Source organism: Streptomyces sp. NPDC001401 (genome assembly GCF_042895385.1).
Lineage (GTDB): Bacteria > Actinomycetota > Actinomycetes > Streptomycetales > Streptomycetaceae > Streptomyces.
Genome location: NZ_JBIAWI010000012.1, coordinates 248,871 through 267,123, shown reverse-complemented (window position 1 = coordinate 267,123; position 18,253 = coordinate 248,871). Strand labels below are relative to the sequence as shown.

At 68.0% G+C, this 18,253-nt stretch carries 15 protein-coding genes; 8 read left to right on the top strand and 7 right to left on the bottom strand.

Annotated elements, in window-relative coordinates:
- The first annotated feature begins 34 nt into the window (after positions 1-34).
- Positions 35-523, top strand: a complete 489-nt coding sequence (locus tag ACFY10_RS34855) for a hypothetical protein (RefSeq protein ID WP_390669227.1) — start codon at positions 35-37, stop codon at positions 521-523.
- Positions 524-624: 101 nt separating this feature from the next.
- Here ACFY10_RS34855 and ACFY10_RS34850 read toward each other — a convergent pair whose 3' ends face one another.
- Positions 625-2,067 carry a CCA tRNA nucleotidyltransferase gene (locus tag ACFY10_RS34850; protein ID WP_390669226.1) on the bottom strand — a complete coding sequence of 481 codons (1,443 nt, stop codon included), beginning with the start codon at positions 2,065-2,067 and terminating at the stop codon, positions 625-627.
- A 258-nt stretch (positions 2,068-2,325) separates the two neighbouring features.
- Here ACFY10_RS34850 and ACFY10_RS34845 point away from each other — a divergent pair, with 258 nt between their 5' ends.
- The 7 genes from ACFY10_RS34845 to trxA all read left to right on the top strand — a co-directional run bounded on the left by ACFY10_RS34845 (position 2,326) and on the right by trxA (position 12,088).
- On the top strand, positions 2,326-4,713 hold the full coding sequence (locus ACFY10_RS34845) for a DUF6049 family protein (protein WP_390669225.1): 2,388 nt from the start codon (positions 2,326-2,328) through the stop codon (positions 4,711-4,713).
- 44 nt (positions 4,714-4,757) lie between these two features.
- The gene (gene murJ / locus ACFY10_RS34840) at positions 4,758-7,043 is read left to right on the top strand and encodes a murein biosynthesis integral membrane protein MurJ (RefSeq protein WP_390669224.1); all 2,286 of its coding nucleotides are present in this window, start codon (positions 4,758-4,760) and stop codon (positions 7,041-7,043) included.
- Positions 7,044-7,181: 138 nt separating this feature from the next.
- The gene (locus ACFY10_RS34835; protein ID WP_390669223.1) at positions 7,182-8,903 is read left to right on the top strand and encodes a serine/threonine protein kinase; all 1,722 of its coding nucleotides are present in this window, start codon (positions 7,182-7,184) and stop codon (positions 8,901-8,903) included.
- A gap of 31 nt (positions 8,904-8,934) precedes the next feature.
- Entirely contained in the window at positions 8,935-9,672 is a 738-nt protein-coding gene (sigM, locus tag ACFY10_RS34830) for an RNA polymerase sigma factor SigM (protein WP_390669222.1), read from the top strand.
- Positions 9,669-10,577 (top strand): anti-sigma factor family protein, encoded by a 909-nt coding sequence (locus tag ACFY10_RS34825; protein ID WP_390669221.1) that lies wholly within the window; start codon positions 9,669-9,671, stop codon positions 10,575-10,577. The genes sigM and ACFY10_RS34825 overlap by 4 nt, the downstream gene beginning before the upstream one ends.
- A gap of 168 nt (positions 10,578-10,745) precedes the next feature.
- Positions 10,746-11,714 carry a thioredoxin-disulfide reductase gene (gene trxB, locus ACFY10_RS34820; RefSeq protein ID WP_390669220.1) on the top strand — a complete coding sequence of 323 codons (969 nt, stop codon included), beginning with the start codon at positions 10,746-10,748 and terminating at the stop codon, positions 11,712-11,714.
- Between the two features lie 41 nt (positions 11,715-11,755).
- Positions 11,756-12,088 (top strand): thioredoxin, encoded by a 333-nt coding sequence (gene trxA, locus ACFY10_RS34815; RefSeq protein ID WP_007383275.1) that lies wholly within the window; start codon positions 11,756-11,758, stop codon positions 12,086-12,088.
- A gap of 96 nt (positions 12,089-12,184) precedes the next feature.
- Here the strand turns inward: trxA and ACFY10_RS34810 are convergent, their stop codons facing one another.
- The 6 genes from ACFY10_RS34810 to yidC form a co-directional block, all read right to left on the bottom strand.
- The gene (locus ACFY10_RS34810) at positions 12,185-12,802 is read right to left on the bottom strand and encodes a GNAT family N-acetyltransferase (RefSeq protein WP_275779072.1); all 618 of its coding nucleotides are present in this window, start codon (positions 12,800-12,802) and stop codon (positions 12,185-12,187) included.
- A 328-nt stretch (positions 12,803-13,130) separates the two neighbouring features.
- On the bottom strand, positions 13,131-14,231 hold the full coding sequence (locus tag ACFY10_RS34805; RefSeq protein ID WP_390669219.1) for a ParB/RepB/Spo0J family partition protein: 1,101 nt from the start codon (positions 14,229-14,231) through the stop codon (positions 13,131-13,133).
- Positions 14,228-15,301 carry a ParA family protein gene (locus ACFY10_RS34800; RefSeq protein ID WP_390669278.1) on the bottom strand — a complete coding sequence of 358 codons (1,074 nt, stop codon included), beginning with the start codon at positions 15,299-15,301 and terminating at the stop codon, positions 14,228-14,230. The genes ACFY10_RS34805 and ACFY10_RS34800 overlap by 4 nt, the downstream gene beginning before the upstream one ends.
- 300 nt (positions 15,302-15,601) lie before the next feature.
- Entirely contained in the window at positions 15,602-16,318 is a 717-nt protein-coding gene (gene rsmG / locus ACFY10_RS34795) for a 16S rRNA (guanine(527)-N(7))-methyltransferase RsmG (RefSeq protein WP_390669218.1), read from the bottom strand.
- 120 nt (positions 16,319-16,438) lie between these two features.
- Positions 16,439-16,951: a protein jag gene (locus tag ACFY10_RS34790; protein ID WP_390669217.1), complete on the bottom strand. Its 513-nt coding sequence runs from the start codon at positions 16,949-16,951 to the stop codon at positions 16,439-16,441.
- Between the two features lie 15 nt (positions 16,952-16,966).
- Positions 16,967-18,250 (bottom strand): membrane protein insertase YidC, encoded by a 1,284-nt coding sequence (gene yidC, locus ACFY10_RS34785; RefSeq protein ID WP_390669216.1) that lies wholly within the window; start codon positions 18,248-18,250, stop codon positions 16,967-16,969.
- Between the last annotated feature and the right edge of the window lie 3 nt (positions 18,251-18,253).

The following is an 18,253-nucleotide window of genomic DNA, read 5'->3' as shown; positions in this document are numbered from 1 at the left end:
ACACACTCACGCTTGCTTCTAGGGGGACCCCCAAGTGACTACTCCGCCGCCCCACGGCCAGAACCCGTTCGCACAGGGCCAGCAGCCCTACGGCCAGCCCCAGGGCCAGGCACCGTACCCGCCTCAGGGTGGGTACCCGCAGCAGCCGGGGCAGCCCGGGTTCCCGCCGCAAGGCGCGGCGCCGTACGTGGCGGTTCCTCCGCAGCGGCCGAAGCGCGGCGTCAAGCAGTACCTGCGCATCGGGATCGTCATTGTCGCCCTCATAGCCGCCGGAGTCGGCTATTTCGCGAGCCGTCACGACCCCGAGACCGCCAAGGTCGGCGACTGCATGAGCATCAGCAATCCGGACAGCAGCACCCACCCGGGCCTCAAGGTCGTGGACTGCAGCAGCTCGAAGGCCAAGTACAAGGTCGCCCAGAAGAAGAGCGACGACTCCGGCTGCGACCGCACCAAATACGCCGAGTACACCCAGACCGGCAGGAGTGACTTGACCCTCTGCCTGTCGCCGTACTCCGCCAAGTAGGGGCTTCACCCACGTGCCAGGGGCGGTGTTTCACGTGAAACACCGCCCCTCAGTACGTCCCCGGGTCATGTTTCACGTGAAACATGACCCGTTTCACGGCCTCAGCTCTGCTCAGCCCACCATTCCTTGAGCGCCGCCACCGCCGCATCGTGCTCCATCGGCCCGTTCTCCAGCCGCAGCTCCAGCAAGAACTTGTACGCCTGACCGATGGCCGGGCCAGGGCCGATGCCGAGGATCTCCATGATCTGGTTGCCGTCGAGGTCCGGGCGGATCGCGTCCAGCTCCTCCTGCTCCTGGAGTTGGGCGATGCGCTCCTCAAGACCGTCATACGCCCGCGACAAGGCCGCCGCCTTGCGCTTGTTCCGCGTCGTGCAGTCCGAGCGGGTCAGCTTGTGGAGGCGGTCGAGGAGTGGGCCGGCGTCACGGACGTAGCGGCGGACCGCCGAGTCCGTCCACTCGCCCATGCCGTAGCCGTGGAAGCGCAGGTGGAGTTCGACCAGACGTGAGACGTCCTTCACCAGCTCGTTGGAGTACTTGAGCGCCGTCATGCGCTTCTTGGTCATCTTCGCGCCGACCACCTCGTGGTGGTGGAACGAGACCCGACCGTCCTGCTCGAACCGTCGCGTGCGCGGCTTGCCGATGTCGTGCAGCAGCGCGGCCAGGCGGAGAGTCAGGTCGGGGCCGTTCTCCTCCAGCGCGATCGCCTGTTCCAGGACGATCAGCGTGTGCTCGTAGACGTCCTTGTGCCGATGGTGCTCGTCGCGCTCCAGCCGCAGGGCCGGGAGCTCGGGCAGCACGTGGTCCGCGAGACCGGTGTCGACCAGCAGCGTCAGGCCCTTGCGCGGGTTCGCGGAAAGGATCAGCTTGTTCAGCTCGTCCCGTACCCGCTCGGCCGAGACGATCTCGATGCGACTGGCCATCTCCTTCATGGCCGTCACGACCTCAGGAGCCACCTCGAAGTCGAGCTGCGCAGCAAACCGTGCCGCGCGCATCATCCGCAGCGGATCGTCGGAGAAGGACGCCTCAGGAGTGCCCGGGGTCCGCAGTACCCGGGCAGCGAGGTCGTCCCGTCCGCCGTGCGGGTCGATGAACTTCTTCTCCGGGAGCGCGACGGCCATCGCGTTGACGGTGAAGTCACGCCGGACGAGGTCTTCCTCGATGGAGTCGCCGTACGACACCTCGGGCTTGCGCGAGGTCCGGTCGTAGGCCTCCGACCGGTAGGTCGTCACCTCGATCAGATAGCCGTCCTTCTGGGCCCCGACCGTGCCGAAGGCGATGCCGACCTCCCACACGGCATCCGCCCACGGACGGATGATCTTGAGGACATCCTCGGGGCGGGCGTCGGTCGTGAAGTCGAGGTCGTTGCCGAGCCGGCCGAGCAGCGCGTCCCGGACCGAGCCGCCGACCAGGGCGAGCGAGAACCCGGCATCCTGAAAACGGCGGGCGAGGTCGTCGGCGACAGGGGCGACCCGCAGCGGTTCACTCGGCACGCGGTGGGGCTCCTGGCTCAGGGCACTGAGTTTGGCTTCGTTGGCGTTCGGCACAACAGAAGAGGGTACGTGGCCCGGGCCACCGCAAGCGCCTCCATTAAGCATCCAGGGACACCTCCGTAGATACGCGTACAAGCGCTGCCCTGAGGCGTACAGGCGGCGCTTCTCTTTATACGTGCACATACGGGACAGGTCGGTCCTGCCTCCCGATCTTGTGCGGCAGTCCGCGGCACTTCCGCTCAGCGCGCATCGTTACCATGCGTGGACGCACATTCCGACGACCACTGACGACGACGAGGGACGGGCGAGCGCGTGGCCGAGGCGGCAGACTTCCAGGGGACGAATCCCTCACCTGCCCGCCGGTGGCTGCGGCGCACCGGAGCACTGCTCGCGGGGGCGCCTCTACTGGCCGGCCTTCTCCAGCTGCCCTCCGCCCCTTTGGCGGACGCCGCTGGTCAGACCTCGCTGAAAGACGCTTCTGGCTCGGGCGTGGCCGTCGCCCTCGACTCGCTCAGCCCCGGCGTCCCCACGGACGGGGACACACTGACCGTGTCGGGCACCGTGACCAACAACGGCAAGCAGGCTGTCACCGGCGCCCACGTAGGACTGCACGTAGGCCCGCAGCTGAACACTCGCTCGGCCGTCGAGGACATCGCCAGGGAAAGTGACAGCGTCCGGGGCGCGACCGGCTCGGAGGTCGGCGGGAAGTACGTCGAGAAGTTCTCCAAGCTCACTCCGGGGGTCGCCGAGCACTTCAGCATCTCCGTGCCGGTCGACAAGCTGGACCTCGGCGACGACGGGGTCTACCAGTTCGCCGTCTCGCTGTCCGGTCAGACGTCCGCGCAGCCGTGGAACCAGGTCCTCGGCATCCAGCGGACCTTCCTGCCGTGGCAGCCCGACGAGGCCGACACGAAGACGAAGACGACGTTCCTGTGGCCGCTCGTCTCCACCGTCCACATGACGGCGGAGACGGGATCGAACGAGCAGCAGACGCCGGTCTTCCTCAATGACGATCTCGCCAAGGAGATCTCCCCTGGCGGCCGCCTGGACGAGATGCTGTCGCTGGGCGAGAACCTCGACGTCACGTGGGTGATCGACCCGGACCTGCTGGCCTCCGTCGACGCGATGACCCGCAGCTATCGGGTCCGGGCCGACAACAACACCACCACGGCGGGCACCCACCAGGCGGTCGCCAAGCAATGGCTCGCCGAGCTGCAGAAGGCGGTGGCCGACAAGGAGGTCGTCGCGCTGCCCTTCGCCGACCCGGACCTGGCCTCCCTCGCCCACAACGGCACAAGCGTGACCGGGTCGCTGAGCCACCTCAAGGAGGCCACCGATGTCGTCGCCAACACGGTGGAGCCGATCCTCCACGTGAAGCCGAGCACAGACTTCGCCTGGCCCGTGGACGGCGCCGTCGACCCGTCGATCGTGAAGGTCGCCACCTCCGCCGGCGCCGACCAGGTGATCGCACGCAGCGACAGCCTCCAGGAGACCGGCGGCCTGCCCTACACCCCGTCCGCAGCCCGCCCGATCGGCGGCGGCACCACGGCGGTGGTCGCGGACGCCCGCCTGTCGAAGGCGTTCCAGGGCGACCTCACGACGGCGTCTGACGGCATCCTCGCCGTGCAGCAGTTCCTCGCCCAGAGCCTGGCGCTCAACCTCCAGTCGAACAAGCAGCGCAGCATCGTCGTCGCCCCACAGCGGATGCCGACGACGCACCAGGCCCAGGCCATGGCGGACGCGCTGGCGGCCCTCCAGGGCGGCAACTGGTCCGAGGCCCAGAAGCTCACGTCGGCCGCCAAGGCCAAGCCGGACCCGGGTGCCACGACGAGGGTGCCGTCGACATCGGCGTACCCCTCCTCGCTGCGCAAGGAGGAGCTGCCGCGCTCGGCCTTCGAGCAGATCGCGACCACACAGGACGAGCTCGACAACTTCAAGGTGATCCTCAGCGACGAGTCCCGCGTGGTGACCCCATTCGGGCGGGCCATGAACCGCGGGATGTCCACGTCGTGGCGCGGCCGCGCCACCGAAGCGGCGAACTTCCGCAGCGACGTGGACAACCACCTCACCGATCTGACCAGCCAGGTCAAGCTGATCGACAAGTCCGACACCAAGCTCTCCGGACGCAGCGCCACAATCCCCGTGACCGTCCAGAACAATCTGGTGCAGGGCGTCCAGCACCTGACGCTGCGCCTCACCTCGACGAGCCCCACTCGCCTCCAGATCGGCGGCCACGCCTACCAAGAGCAACCCGTCACGGTCTCCGGCGGGCACAGCCAGACGGTGAAGTTCACCACGTCGGCCAAGGCCAACGGCCAGGCGACAGTGGTCGCCCAGCTGTACACGGAGGACGGCCAGGAGTACGGCAACGCCGTCACCTTCGACGTCAAGGTCACCGAGTTCACGGCCACCGTGATGCTGGTCATCGGCGGCGGCTTCCTCCTGCTCGTCCTCGCCGGCTTCCGCATGTACACGCAGCGCAAGCGGGCGGCTGCCCGTGAGGCCGAGGAGGACGGTCCCGACGAGGCGGGCGAGCCCGCCGACGGGCCGAAGAACCCCGAAGGCCCCGAAGACCGTCTCAAGGAGGAGTCCGGCACCGACGCCCGGGCAGACGACCCTGAGCAGCCGAGTGACCCGACACCGGACACCGCACCGGAAAGCGCCGACCCGTCCGGCACGGGTGAGAGAGTGGACCGTTGAGGATGTCGTGGCCGGTGGGCCCGGGACGATGAGGTGGGGTAACCATGAACGCGCCGTACGACGGTGACCGCGGCCAGGCCGCGGGCAGCTCGGGCCCCCCCGAGGGCCCGCCGCCCGAGCACGGCCAGGTCCCGCCGCAGCCCCCCGCCGACATGTACCTCCAGGACGCCTACGACCAGGACCCCTACCGGGCTCAGGACCTCTCCGCACAGGATCCGGTCGCCGAGGCCCTCTACGACCGCGCCGCGCACCCCCCGCCGCCCCCCGGCGCCTACCCACCGCAGCAACCGCTGTACGGCCAGCCGCCTCAGTCTCCGTACGCCCCCGACCCTCAGGTGTGGGCCCAGACGCCGGCGCCGGAGCCGGACGGCCCGAGCCAGTACCTGCCGTACGGCGACGATCCCCGCACGACCCAGTACGTGGGCGTCGACGACCTGGTCACCGGGGCCGGGGAGGAGCGCCACGAGCCGGACGCCTTCGCGCATCTCTTCCGGGACCAGCAGCAGAACGGCGGATACCTGCCGTCGGATCCCCCTTCGGTGCCTGGCCCGGCAGCCGCCCCGGGCGCGTCGTCGCCGACACCGCCGTACCAGGCTGCGGCGGCTTCCACGCCCGCGACCGACCAGACCATGAACCTCGGCGCCACTCCTGCCGCGGCTCCGGCGCCCTCAGCAGCTTCTGTGGCCCCGGCGAAGAAGGGCGGGCGCGGCGGGGGCCTGCTCAAGTCGAGCGCCGTGATGGCGGCGGGCACGATGGTCTCCCGCCTGACCGGCTTCATCCGCTCCGCACTGATCGTCTCGGCCCTGGGCGTCGGCCTGCTCGGTGACACCTTCCAGGTCGCCTACCAGCTGCCCACAATGATCTACATCCTCACCGTCGGGGGCGGACTCAACTCGGTGTTCGTGCCGCAGCTCGTGCGCGCCATGAAGGAGGACGAGGACGGTGGCGAGGCTTACGCCAACCGTCTGCTGACTCTGGTCATGGTGGCGCTGGGCGCGCTCACGGTCCTCGCAGTCTTCGGCGCGCCGCTCCTGATCCGCCTGCTGTCGGACTCGGTGGCCAGCGATCCGGCGGCCAACGAGGTCGGCATCACCTTCGTCCGCTACTTCCTGCCCTCGATCTTCTTCATGGGCGTCCACGTGGTGATGGGGCAGATCCTCAACGCCCGCGGGAAGTTCGGCGCCATGATGTGGACCCCGGTCCTGAACAACATCGTCATCATCGTGACGCTCGGCATGTTCATGTGGGTGTACGGCACCGCGGCCGACTCCGGCATGAAGGTCACGAACATCCCGCCGGAGGGCCAGCGGCTCCTCGGTATCGGTGTTCTGCTCGGCCTCGTCGTCCAGGCGCTGGCGATGATCCCGTACCTGCGCGAAACCGGGTTCCGGCTGCGGCTGCGGTTCGACTGGAGGGGCCACGGACTCGGCAAGGCCGTGACGCTCGCCAAGTGGACCGTCCTGTTCGTTCTCGCCAACCAGGCCGGCGCCATCGTCGTCTCGCAGCTGTCCACCTCGGCCGGCAAGGCCTCGCCCGTCGACGGCACCGGCTTCGCCGCCTACGCCAACGCCCAGCTGATCTGGGGCCTGCCGCAGGCCATCATCACCGTCTCCTTGATGGCCGCCCTGCTGCCGCGCATCTCACGTTCGGCGGCGGAGGACGACGGCGGCGCCGTCCGTGACGACATCTCCCAGGGCCTGCGCACCACGGCCGTCGCCATCGTGCCGATCGCCTTCGGTTTCCTCGCCCTGGGCATTCCGATGTGCACGCTGATCTTCGGCTCCTCGGGCATCAGCGAGGCCACCAACATGGGCTTCATGCTGATGGCCTTCGCCCTCGGCCTGATCCCGTACTCCGTGCAGTACGTCGTCCTGCGCGCGTTCTACGCCTACGAGGACACCCGCACGCCCTTCTACAACACGGTGATCGTGGCCGCGGTCAACGCGGGCGCCTCGGCCCTGTGTTACGTCGTGCTGCCGCCCCGCTGGGCCGTGGCCGGCATGGCCGCCTCGTACGGCCTCGCCTACGCGATCGGTGTCGGCGTCGCCTGGAACCGGCTGCGCAAGCGGCTGGGCGGCGATCTGGACGGTGCCCGCGTCCTGCGGACGTACGCCAGGCTCTGCATCGCCTCGGTGCCCGCGGCGGCCCTCAGCGGCGCTGCCTGCTACGAGATCGGCCACACGCTCGGCCAGGGCGTCGTCGGATCCCTCGCGGCCCTGCTGGCCGGCGGCGTGGTCCTGCTCGGGATCTTCTTCTTGGCCGCCCGCAAGATGCGTATCGAGGAGCTGAACTCGCTGGTCGGCATGGTCCGCGGGCGTCTGGGACGCTGACGCGGGGGTACGCGCACAACCATCGTCCGCCACCGTGTGTCGTGCATAGCGGCGGACTGTGGGCACAATTGGTTTCGGCGTCGGACGGCGCGCACGGATGTTGATCGGCGCGCAATGAATGGGGAGGCAGGAACGACGGTGGCGGAACGGAGCACGGCTGCCGTCGACGTGGCAGACAACAGCGGCGACGAACCGCTGACCGCAGAGGCGGACCAGTCCACGGCCGACGGGGTGGCCCAGAACCGGGAGCGGGACACGGAGATCGACGAGGCACAGGGGAGTGGCGGGACCGAGGGTCCCGGGAAGGCCTCACCACCGGAGCTGCACAGCGGCCACAAACTCGCCAGACGGTACCGGCTCGAGGAGTGCGTCACCCGTCTGGACGGATTCAGCAGTTGGCGTGCCGTGGACGAAAAGCTTCGCCGCGCCGTCGGCGTCCACCTCCTGCCCGCTGACCATTCACGGGCACGTTCGGTGCTGGCAGCGGCCCGTTCCTCGGCGCTGCTCGGTGATCCCCGCTTCGTCCAGGTGCTGGACGCCGTCGAGGAGAACGACCTCGTCTACGTCGTCCATGAGTGGCTGCCCGACGCCGTCGAGTTGACCGCGCTGCTCGCCTCCGGCCCGCTGGAGCCGCACGACGCCTACCAGATGGTCAGTCAGATCGCCTCCGCGATGGCTGCGGCGCACCGCGAGGGTCTGGCCCATCTGCGGCTCAACCCCAACGCCGTGCTGCGCACCTCCAGCGGCCAGTGGCGCATCCGTGGCCTCGCTGTGAACGCCGCGCTGCGCGGCATCAGTTCCGACACCCCGCAGCGCACCGACACGGAGTCCGTCGGCGCGCTCCTGTACGCAGGGCTCACCCAGCGCTGGCCGTACGAGAGCGACGCCTACGGTCTGTCGGGGCTGCCCAAGGACGTCGGTCTGATCGCGCCCGACCAGGTGCGGGCCGGAGTCCACCGCGGTCTGTCCGAGCTCTCCATGCGGGCGCTCGTCAACGACGGGGCGACCGCCTCCCGTCACGAGTCCCCGTGCACGACGCCGGAGGAGCTGGTGAAGGCGATCGGCGAGATGCCCCGCATCCGCCCGCCGGAGCCCGCGTTCACCGCACCACCGGAGTACCAGCGCACCACGTATCAGCAGGGCACATACGGCCGCCCGGCACCGCACCCCGGCGCCACCCAGCCGGTGCCGGCTCCTCCGGCCCCGCTGCAGAGCCGCACCGGCAAGGCTCTGAAGTGGGCCGTATCGGCCCTCCTCATCGCCGCCCTGGGCCTCGGTAGCTGGCAACTCGCGGACGCGCTCATGGACAGCGGCGGCAAGTCCGACGACACCAACAACACACAGACGAACGACGGACACGACAAGAACGGCGACAGCACCAAGCCGTCCAAAGCCCTTGGGATCCACGGGTCTCAGGAGTTCGTCGCCAAGGGCGATGCCCAGCACCCCAATGACGTCGAGAAGACGTACGACGGCAAAACGTCCACGTACTGGAAGACCAACACCTTCATAGAGGGCCCGGCTCTCGCGCCGTACAAGCCTGGCGTGGGAATCATCTACGACCTCGGCTCGAGCCAGAAGCTCACCGCGGCAACCATCGGGCTCCGCTACGCCGGCAATCACACCACCGTCGACCTGTACTCTGCCGACTCACTGACACCGTCGTCGCTGAGTGACATGACGAAGGTCGGCAGCATCACGACGAATGGAACCACCGCGACGGTGAAGATCTCCAAGTCGGTGAAGACGCAGTACGTCCTCGTGTGGCTCACCGCCGTGCCGTACTCGGGCTCGGACCCGAGTGCCTACACCGGCGCCGGCTACAAGCAGGCCATCACCGAAGTGAAGTTCACCGGCTGAGAAAACACCGCATCCAAGGGGAGGGGGTCCGATGGCAAATGACACCGCATACGGCGACGCAAGCGATCAGGACCTCCTGGCCCGCCATGTAGAAGGCGACCCGGACGCCTTCGGCGAGCTTGTGCGGCGTCATCGTGACCGTCTGTGGGCGGTGGCCCTGCGAACGCTGGGGGACCGCGAGGAGGCCGCTGACGCCGTTCAGGACGCTCTTGTGTCCGCCTACCGGGCCGCCCACACCTTCCGGGGGCAGTCGGCCGTCACGACGTGGCTGCACCGGATCACGGTGAACGCCTGCCTCGACCGCGCCCGCAAGGCTGCCTCGCGCAAGACGTCCCCGGTCGACGACACCGAGCGGCTGGAGCAACTGCTGGAGCCGCACGAGGAGGCATCCGCTCCCGCGGAGCGCAACGATCTGCACCGGCAGCTGTTGGAGGCGCTGGGCACCCTGCCACCCGACCAGCGCGCCGCCCTCGTCCTCGTCGACATGCAGGGATACCCCGTCGCCGAAGCCGCGCGTGTGCTCGATGTCCCGACCGGCACCGTGAAGAGCCGCTGCGCCCGCGGCAGAGCCAGACTCCTGCCGCTCCTCACCCATCTACGGCCGGCAAACGCCGGTGGCGACAAGGAACAGGGCCAGGGGCGGAACCGGACTCAGGGGACATCCGTCCCACCGGCAGCGGGACCGCCGACTGCCGGTCCACGCGGTACAGGGCCGGATACGGGGCCAAGCGATTCAGCTGCTGTGAAGGGCGGAGGTGGGCGAGCGTGACATCCACGACGGACATGGCCGGACACCCGGACGTCACCGAAATCTCCGACCTCACCGAAGGGCTGCTTCCGCCGTCCCGGACCGCCGACGTACGACGGCACCTGGACGAGTGCGAACTCTGCGCGGATGTGCACGCATCGCTGGAGGAGATCCGAGGGCTGCTCGGTTCGGTGCCGGGCCCGACACGCATGCCCGCCGATGTTGCAGGCCGGATTGATGCCGCCCTCGCGGCCGAGGCACTGCTGAACGCGACGGCACCCGACGACACGGACGCCCCGGCGCTCGTCGAGGTTGCCCGTTCCATGGACGACACCGGCAACAGCGCGCGTGTTTCACGTGAAACATCGGCAACGGCAGACCGCCCGGCGGGACATTCCCGTGCCTCCACCACAGGACCGGGTCGCAAGCAGCGCAAGAGGGGTGGCCGCCGCAGGGTCGCCATCCTGGGTACCGTCTTCACCGTCGCCGCACTGGGCTTCGGTTCCGTGCTGCTGTCGTCCCTGAACGACGGGAAACCGCCCGCTTCCGAGGCCCAGGGCCGCGCCGCGGACACTTTCTCGGAGGCCAAGCTGGAGGGACAGGTCACCGATCTCCTCAAGAGCCAGGGCTCGGGCAGCGGCTCCCATGCTCCGCACAGTCTCGGTGTGGAGGGCGGCACCAACCAGCCCAAGGTCTTCAAGGCGCCCACGGTCCCGGACTGTGTCCGCAACGGCATCGGGCGCACCGACCCTGCGCTCGCGACGAAGCAAGGCACCTACAAGAGGACGGACGTCCTGCTCGTGGTCATGTCCGACGCCTCCGCCAGCACCAAGGTGACCGCATACATCGTGGATGCGAGCTGTGTGAGTCATGCGTCCTCCGCCAAGGCGAAGGTTCTCCTGACGCACTCCTACACACGTCCCTGAACGCACATTCTTCGTCTCAGTCCTGCGTGGTATCCCGTACCGTGTCGCGTCTCCGTGTGCCCGGACACAGTGGGAATGCGCGCCCCTTAGGATCCGTTGGGTGGGGTGAGAGTTCTGAGAGGGGCTCCCCCGGTCCGACGACGCAGTCCAGAGACGAGGAAACAAGCCGTGAGCGACGTCCGAAACGTGATCATCATCGGCTCCGGGCCCGCCGGCTACACGGCGGCGCTCTACACCGCGCGCGCGTCGCTGAAGCCGCTGGTGTTCGAGGGCGCCGTCACCGCCGGTGGCGCGCTGATGAACACCACCGACGTGGAGAACTTCCCCGGCTTCCGGGACGGCATCATGGGCCCCGAGCTCATGGACAACATGCGTGCCCAGGCCGAGCGCTTCGGTGCCGAGCTCGTCCCGGACGACATCGTCTCCGTCGATCTGACCGGTGAGATCAAGACCGTCACCGACACCGCCGGCACCGTGCACAAGGCGAAGGCCGTCATCGTCACCACCGGCTCCCAGCACCGCAAGCTCGGCCTGCCGAACGAGGACGCTCTCTCCGGCCGCGGTGTCTCCTGGTGCGCCACCTGTGACGGCTTCTTCTTCAAGGACCAGGACATCGCCGTGATCGGCGGCGGCGACACCGCGATGGAGGAGGCCACCTTCCTCTCCCGCTTCGCCAAGTCCGTGACGATCGTCCACCGCCGGGACACCCTGCGCGCCTCCAAGGCGATGCAGGAGCGCGCCTTCGCCGACCCGAAGATCAAGTTCGTGTGGGACAGCGAGGTCGCCGAGATCCAGGGCGACCCCAAGCTCTCGGGTCTGAAGCTGCGCAACCTGAAGACCGGCGAACTCTCGGACCTGGCGGTCACCGGCCTGTTCATCGCAATCGGCCACGACCCGCGCACCGAACTCTTCAAGGGCCAGCTCGACCTCGACGAGGAGGGCTACCTCAAGGTCGCCTCCCCCTCGACCCGCACCAACCTCACCGGAGTCTTCGCCGCCGGTGACGTGGTCGACCACACCTACCGCCAGGCCATCACCGCGGCCGGCACCGGCTGCTCCTCCGCGCTCGACGCCGAGCGCTTCCTCGCTGCCCTTGCGGACGAGGAGCAGGCCGAGCCCGAGAAGACCTCTGTCTGACCCCCATCCGCCCCACGCACCAACCAGTTAAGGAGCCCGCCGTGGCCGGCACCCTGAAGAATGTGACCGACGACTCCTTCGAGCAGGACGTCCTCAAGAGCGACAAGCCCGTACTGGTGGACTTCTGGGCCGCCTGGTGCGGTCCGTGCCGCCAGATCGCGCCGTCCCTCGAGGCGATCGCCGCCGAGTACGGCGACAAGATCGAGATCGTCAAGCTCAACATCGACGAGAACCCGGGTACGGCCGCCAAGTACGGCGTCATGTCCATCCCGACGCTGAACGTCTACCAGGGTGGCGAGGTCGCCAAGACCATCGTCGGGGCGAAGCCGAAGGCCGCGATCGTCCGCGACCTCGAGGACTTCATCGCCGAGTAGCCGGCGAAGCCGTCGAGCCGACGGCGCATGTTTCACGTGAAACACGAATGGGCCAACCCCGCAGGGGGTTGGCCCATTCGCTTGTCCGGACGCTTTTCACAGCGGCCTCAGCACCGGCTCCTTCTGTACAGCCCCCAGCAGCCGGTCGAGCGCCATCTCCACGTCTTCCTTCCAGGAGAGCGTCGTCCGCAGCTCCAGCCTCAGACGGGGGTAAGTCGGGTGAGGGCGGACCGTCTTGAAGCCCACGGCCAGGAGATGGTCGGCCGGCAAGACACACGCGGGTTCCTTCCACCGTGCGTCCCCGAAGGCCTCGATTGCTTTGAAGCCCCGTCGCAACAGATCCTTGGCGACCGTCTGGACCATGACCCGCCCGAGACCCTGCCCCTGATAGCCCGGCATGATGAACGAGGTCATCAGCTGTACCGCGTCCGGTGAGACAGGGCTCGTGGGAAAGGCGGTAGAGCGCGGAACGTAGGCCGGAGGGGCGTACAGGACGAAGCCCACCGGTACATCGTCGACGTAGACGACCCGGCCGCAGGACCCCCAGTCCAGCAGGACCGCCGAGATCCACGCTTCCTTCTCCAAGGCGGGCGTGCCCGCCTTTACCGCGGCCTCACCGCTGACTGGGTCCAGCTCCCAGAAGACACACGCGCGACAGCGTTTGGGAAGGTCCTGAAGGTTGTCCAGCGTGAGCGGTACGAGCCGACGCCCCATGAAGGCTGTTCCTCGCTTCCTTCGCCCGCAGCGTCGCGGGCGGCTGTCAGAGCGCTCCGTTCCCTGAGCAGGCTGCCGACGAAGCCGCCGACCGCGCCCAGTCCCAGGCCCGCGCTCACCAGTCCGGTGCGGCTCATCGTTCGCATGGCCCCTGCCTCCTCTCAGAGGTACTGCCAGGTGGATGCGCCATACCCGAACGCATCGTATCCACGAAGCGATTCCATCGATACCGCCTGAAAGCAAAGAGCGGGCCGTGTTCCGGTACACACCGGACACGACCCACTCTCTCGGCCTACCGAGCGAAACCGCCCAGTCGGCCACAGGATGTCTAGGCCTCGAGGTCCTCGGAATCGTCCTCCAAAAGGCTCTTCTGCAGGACCGGTCCCTCTCCGGGCGCAAGGCTGCTGAGAATCCGCTCAAGGTCCTCCATGGAGGCGAACTCGACGGTGATCTTGCCCTTCTTCTGCCCCAGGTCGACCTTCACCCGGGTCTCGAAACGGTCCGAGAGACGGGTCGCGAGGTCGGTCAGCGCCGGGGAAACCCGGGCCCCGGCCCGGGGGCCCTTGGACCGCTGAGCCGTCTGCGGCCGCGAGCCCATGAGGGTCACGATCTCCTCGACGGCCCGCACGGACAGTCCCTCGGCCACGATCCGATGGGCCAGCCGGTCCTGCTCCTCCGAGTCCTCGACGGAGAGCAGTGCCCTCGCATGACCGGCGGAGAGAACCCCGGCGGCCACCCGGCGCTGAACCGCCGGCGAGAGCTTCAGCAGACGCAGGGTGTTGGAGACCTGGGGCCGGGAACGACCGATCCGGTCGGCCAGCTGGTCGTGCGTGCAGTTGAAGTCCTTCAGGAGCTGGTCGTAGGCGGCGGCCTCTTCCAGCGGGTTCAGCTGCGCCCGATGCAGGTTCTCCAGGAGGGCGTCCAGAAGGAGCTTCTCGTCCTCCGTGGCCCGCACGATCGCCGGGATGGCCTCGAGCCCCGCCTCACGGCAGGCCCGCCAGCGCCGCTCGCCCATGATGAGCTCGTAGCGGGAGGGGCCCAACTGCCGTACGACGACCGGCTGGAGGAGACCTACCTCCTTGATGGAGGTGACGAGTTCCTGCAGCGCGTCCTCGTCGAAGACCTCACGCGGCTGACGCGGGTTCGGCGTGATGGAGTCGAGAGGGAGCTCCGCGAAATGGGCACCCACGGGAGACGCGGGCGCCTCCGCGACGCCGTTCAGCGACGGCTCCTCGGTTTCATGTGAAACAGGCGGCAGTGTTGTCACCTTCGCCGCTGCCACCCCACGGTCGGTGGTCAGCACCGGGACCGCCGACGGGGACGCAGAACCAGCGCCCCCCATCGCGGCCGGGGCCGGTGTCTTCTCCGTCGGGGCAGCAGGGATCAGTGCGCCGAGACCACGGCCCAAACCCCTCCGTCGCTCGCTCACTGAATCCCCTCCACCATGCTCGGATCACTCTGGGCGCCAATGTGGGCATGCGGCGCGTCATATGTCACGCCGACACCCTTCAGCGCGATTTCTCGTGCCGCCTCAAGATAAGACAGGGCGCCACTCGATCCCGGATCGTAGGTCAGCACCGTCTGCCCATAACTCGGCGCCTCGGAGATGCGGACCGAGCGGGGAATGCTCGTCCGCAGCACCTCGTCGCCAAAGTGGCTGCGCACCTCGTCCGCGACCTGGGACGCGAGACGCGTCCGACCGTCGTACATGGTGAGCAGGATCGTCGATACATGCAGCGCAGGGTTGAGATGGCCCCGCACCAAGTCGACGTTGCGCAGCAGCTGCCCCAGCCCCTCCAGCGCGTAGTACTCGCACTGGATCGGGATGAGGACCTCCGCGCCGGCCACCAGCGCATTGACCGTCAACAGGCCGAGCGACGGGGGACAGTCAATCAGGATGTAATCCAGAGGCTGCTCATAGGCCTGGATGGCTCGCTGCAGCCGGCTCTCCCGTGCCACCAGGGACACCAACTCGATCTCCGCACCGGCGAGATCGATCGTGGCGGGGGCGCAGAAGAGACCCTCGACATCGGGGACCGGCTGGACGACCTCCGCGAGGGGCTTGCTTTCGACCAGGACGTCGTAGATGGACGGGACTTCGGCGTGATGGTCGATCCCCAGCGCAGTGGATGCGTTGCCCTGAGGGTCGAGATCGATCACCAGGACACGGCCGCCATGCAGGGCCAGGGAAGCGGCAAGATTGACGGTTGTCGTCGTCTTGCCCACACCGCCCTTCTGGTTGGCGACCACCATGACGCGTGTCTGCTCAGGCCGTGGCAGGCCCTCGCCGGCGCGGCCCAGAGCCTCCACCGCCAGTTGGGCAGCACGACCGATCGGAGTGTCGTCCATCGGAGGCGGTGTTTCACGTGAAACATCCTCCCCCATCGACTCGGTACGGGGACCGGGGACCGGATCGGTCATCGGTCCCGCGATGTTGGCGTCGGACCGCAAGGATTCACTCTCCTCGACTTCAGGCTCGCAATGAACAGAGCCTCCCATGTCTTCGGGGTCGTGAACCAGTGAGGCCTGTTGTTCTGTGGAGAAATCCACCTCTGTGGACAACTCGGCCCCCCTCACGGGGGACCGAATGCCGTCGGATACGGGCGCCTCTCCGAGTGAACCGAGAGGCTTACGGTCGCGGGGTTCGGCCGCGGCGCGACCGCGGCTGATGATGCCGTGCAGCAGTGAGCGACGTTTCACGTGAAACACGATGCACAGCAGCAGTGGCCGAACTGTCGCGACACTCCGGCGTGCGTAGGTTTGGCAGCTTGTGTGGAGTACGTCTCGTCGTCAGGCGGATCAGCGGCGCCGACGTGTCCGCCCCGTCCGAGCAGCCTTGGCCTTCTTCGCCGCGAAGCGCACACCGCCTGGGCTCTCCCCGACCACGACCCGCACGACCGTGGACAGAGGATCCACCACGCCTTCACCCACATGCAGGATGGACGTCTCCACGGCACCGAGCTTGCTGAGCGCCGTGGCCGCACTCTTGAGCTCCTCCTCGGCGGTGTCGCCCTTGAGCGCAAGCATCTCCCCGTACGGCCGCAGCAGCGGAATGCCCCACGCGGCCAGTCGGTCCAGCGGGGCCACGGCCCGTGCCGTCACGACATGCACCGGCGGCACCTTGCCCATGACCTCCTCGGCACGGCCACGGACAACCGTCACATGGTCCAGGCCCAGCAACTCCACGACTTCGGTGAGAAAGGTCGTACGCCGAAGCAGAGGCTCCAGCAGCGTGATCTTCAGGTCCTCGCGGACCAGCGCCAGGGGAATGCCCGGCAAGCCGGCACCCGAGCCCACGTCGCACACGGTCACACCCTCGGGCACGACCTCGGAAAGCACCGCGCAGTTCAGCAGGTGCCGCTCCCACAGACGAGGCACCTCACGCGGGCCGATCAGACCGCGCTGCACACCCGCCTCAGCAAGCAGCTCCGCATAGCGGACCGCGTCGGCGAAGCGATCGCCGAACACCTCGCGCGCCTGCTCGGGCGCAGGGGGAAGCTCCGCTGCCTCCGTCACGGGGGACCGTCCTTCCGTACCGCATCAGCGCACCGAGCGCCGAGACCACCAGAACTATCAGGCTGACAAAACTCGGCCCCGCCTGCGCTACAGACGGGGCCGGAGGAACGTACGGACCGATCAGGCCGGGAGCACGACGACGAAGCGCTGCGGCTCCTCGCCCTCGGACTCACTGCGCAGGCCCGCGGCCTTGACGGCGTCATGCACGACCTTGCGCTCGAACGGCGTCATCGGCTTCATCTTCACGGGCTCGCCGGTGTTCCTGACCTCGGCGGCCGCCTTCGCACCCAGCTCGGAAAGCTCGGCACGCTTCTTGGCGCGGTAGCCGCCGATATCCAGCATCAGCCGACTGCGGTCCCCGGTCTCCCGGTGCACGGCCAGGCGCGTGAGCTCCTGAAGCGCCTCCAGCACCTCACCGTCGCGGCCGACCAGCTTCTGCAGGTCGCGGCCGCCGGAGTCGCTGATGATCGAGACAGCGGCGCGGTCGGCCTCGACGTCCATGTCGATGTCGCCGTCGAGATCGGCGATGTCCAGCAGACCCTCGAGGTAGTCCGCCGCGATCTCGCCCTCCTGCTCCAGGCGGGTAAGGGTGTCTGCACCCTCGGCAGCGGCGGAGGTGGTGCCTTCCGTCACGGGATGGGCTCCTTCTTACTTCTTGGACGGGGACTTGGGGCGCTGCGGGCCCTTGCGCTGCCCGGACTGGGCCTTGCTGCGACCGCCGCTGCCGGGCTTCGGCTCGGCCTTCTGAGCAGCGGCGGAGGGCTTGGCGTCCTCCGGCTCGTCGGACTTGCTCAGCGACGTCTTCGGCTCGGAGTCGCCGGCCGCCTTCGCACCGCCGGACTGACGCTGGGCCTTGCTCTGCCGCTTGGGCTGCTGGCGCTTGGGAGCGGCGGCGGTGCCGGTCGTCGCCGTACCGTCCTCGGACTGGGCGGCGGCAGCGCTATCGCTCTGCATCACGGTGCCGTCGGTCTGGGCAGCGAGACCCGCCTTGTTCAGAGCGTTGATGAACTTGCGCTCGAACTCGTTACGGTCACGGCCCTTGGCGACGATCGCCTTGACGATGGTCTTCTCGCTCCGCTTGCGGGTCTTGCCGTGGTGCGTGACGTGCTTGGTCAGGCGCTCCAGGTAAGCGGCCTGAGCCTTGGAACCCGGGGTCGGGTTGTTGTGGATGACGTACATCTGCTGGCCCATGGTCCACACGTTGGTGGTCAGCCAGTAGACGAGGACACCGACCGGGAAGTTGATGCCGAAGACGGCGAACATGACCGGGAAGACATACATCAGCATCTTCTGCTGCTGCATGAACGGCGTCTTCACCGTGGTGTCGACGTTCTTCGTCATCAGCTGGCGCTGCGTGTAGAACTGCGACGCCGACATCAGGACGATCATGATCGCGGTGACGACACGGACGTCGGTGAGGGAGGCGCCGAGCGACTCCACCTTCGCCGAGCTGTCGGTGAACTTCGCCGCCAGCGGGGCACCGAAGATGTGCGCCTTACGGGCACTGGCGAGCAGCGAGTCGTTGATGACGCCGATCGTCGAACCCGTCGCGATGCCGTTGAGCACGTGGTACAGGGCGAAGAAGAACGGCGACTGCGCCAGGATGGGAAGGCACGAGGAGAGCGGGTTGGTACCCGTCTCCTTGTACAGCTTCATCATCTCTTCGGACTGACGCTGCTTGTCGCTCTTGTAGCGCTCCTGGATCTTCTTCATCTCGGGCTGGAGCGTCTGCATCGCCCGGGTCGCCTTGATCTGCTTCACGAAAAGCGGGATCAGGCAGATGCGGATCAGGATCACCAGGGACACGATGGACAGGCCCCAGGCCCAGCCCGTGTCAGGACCGAAGACCTTCCCGTACACCGAGTGGAACTGGACGATGACCCATGAAACGGGTGTCGTGATGAAGCTGAAGAGGCTGGCAATCGTGTCCACTAA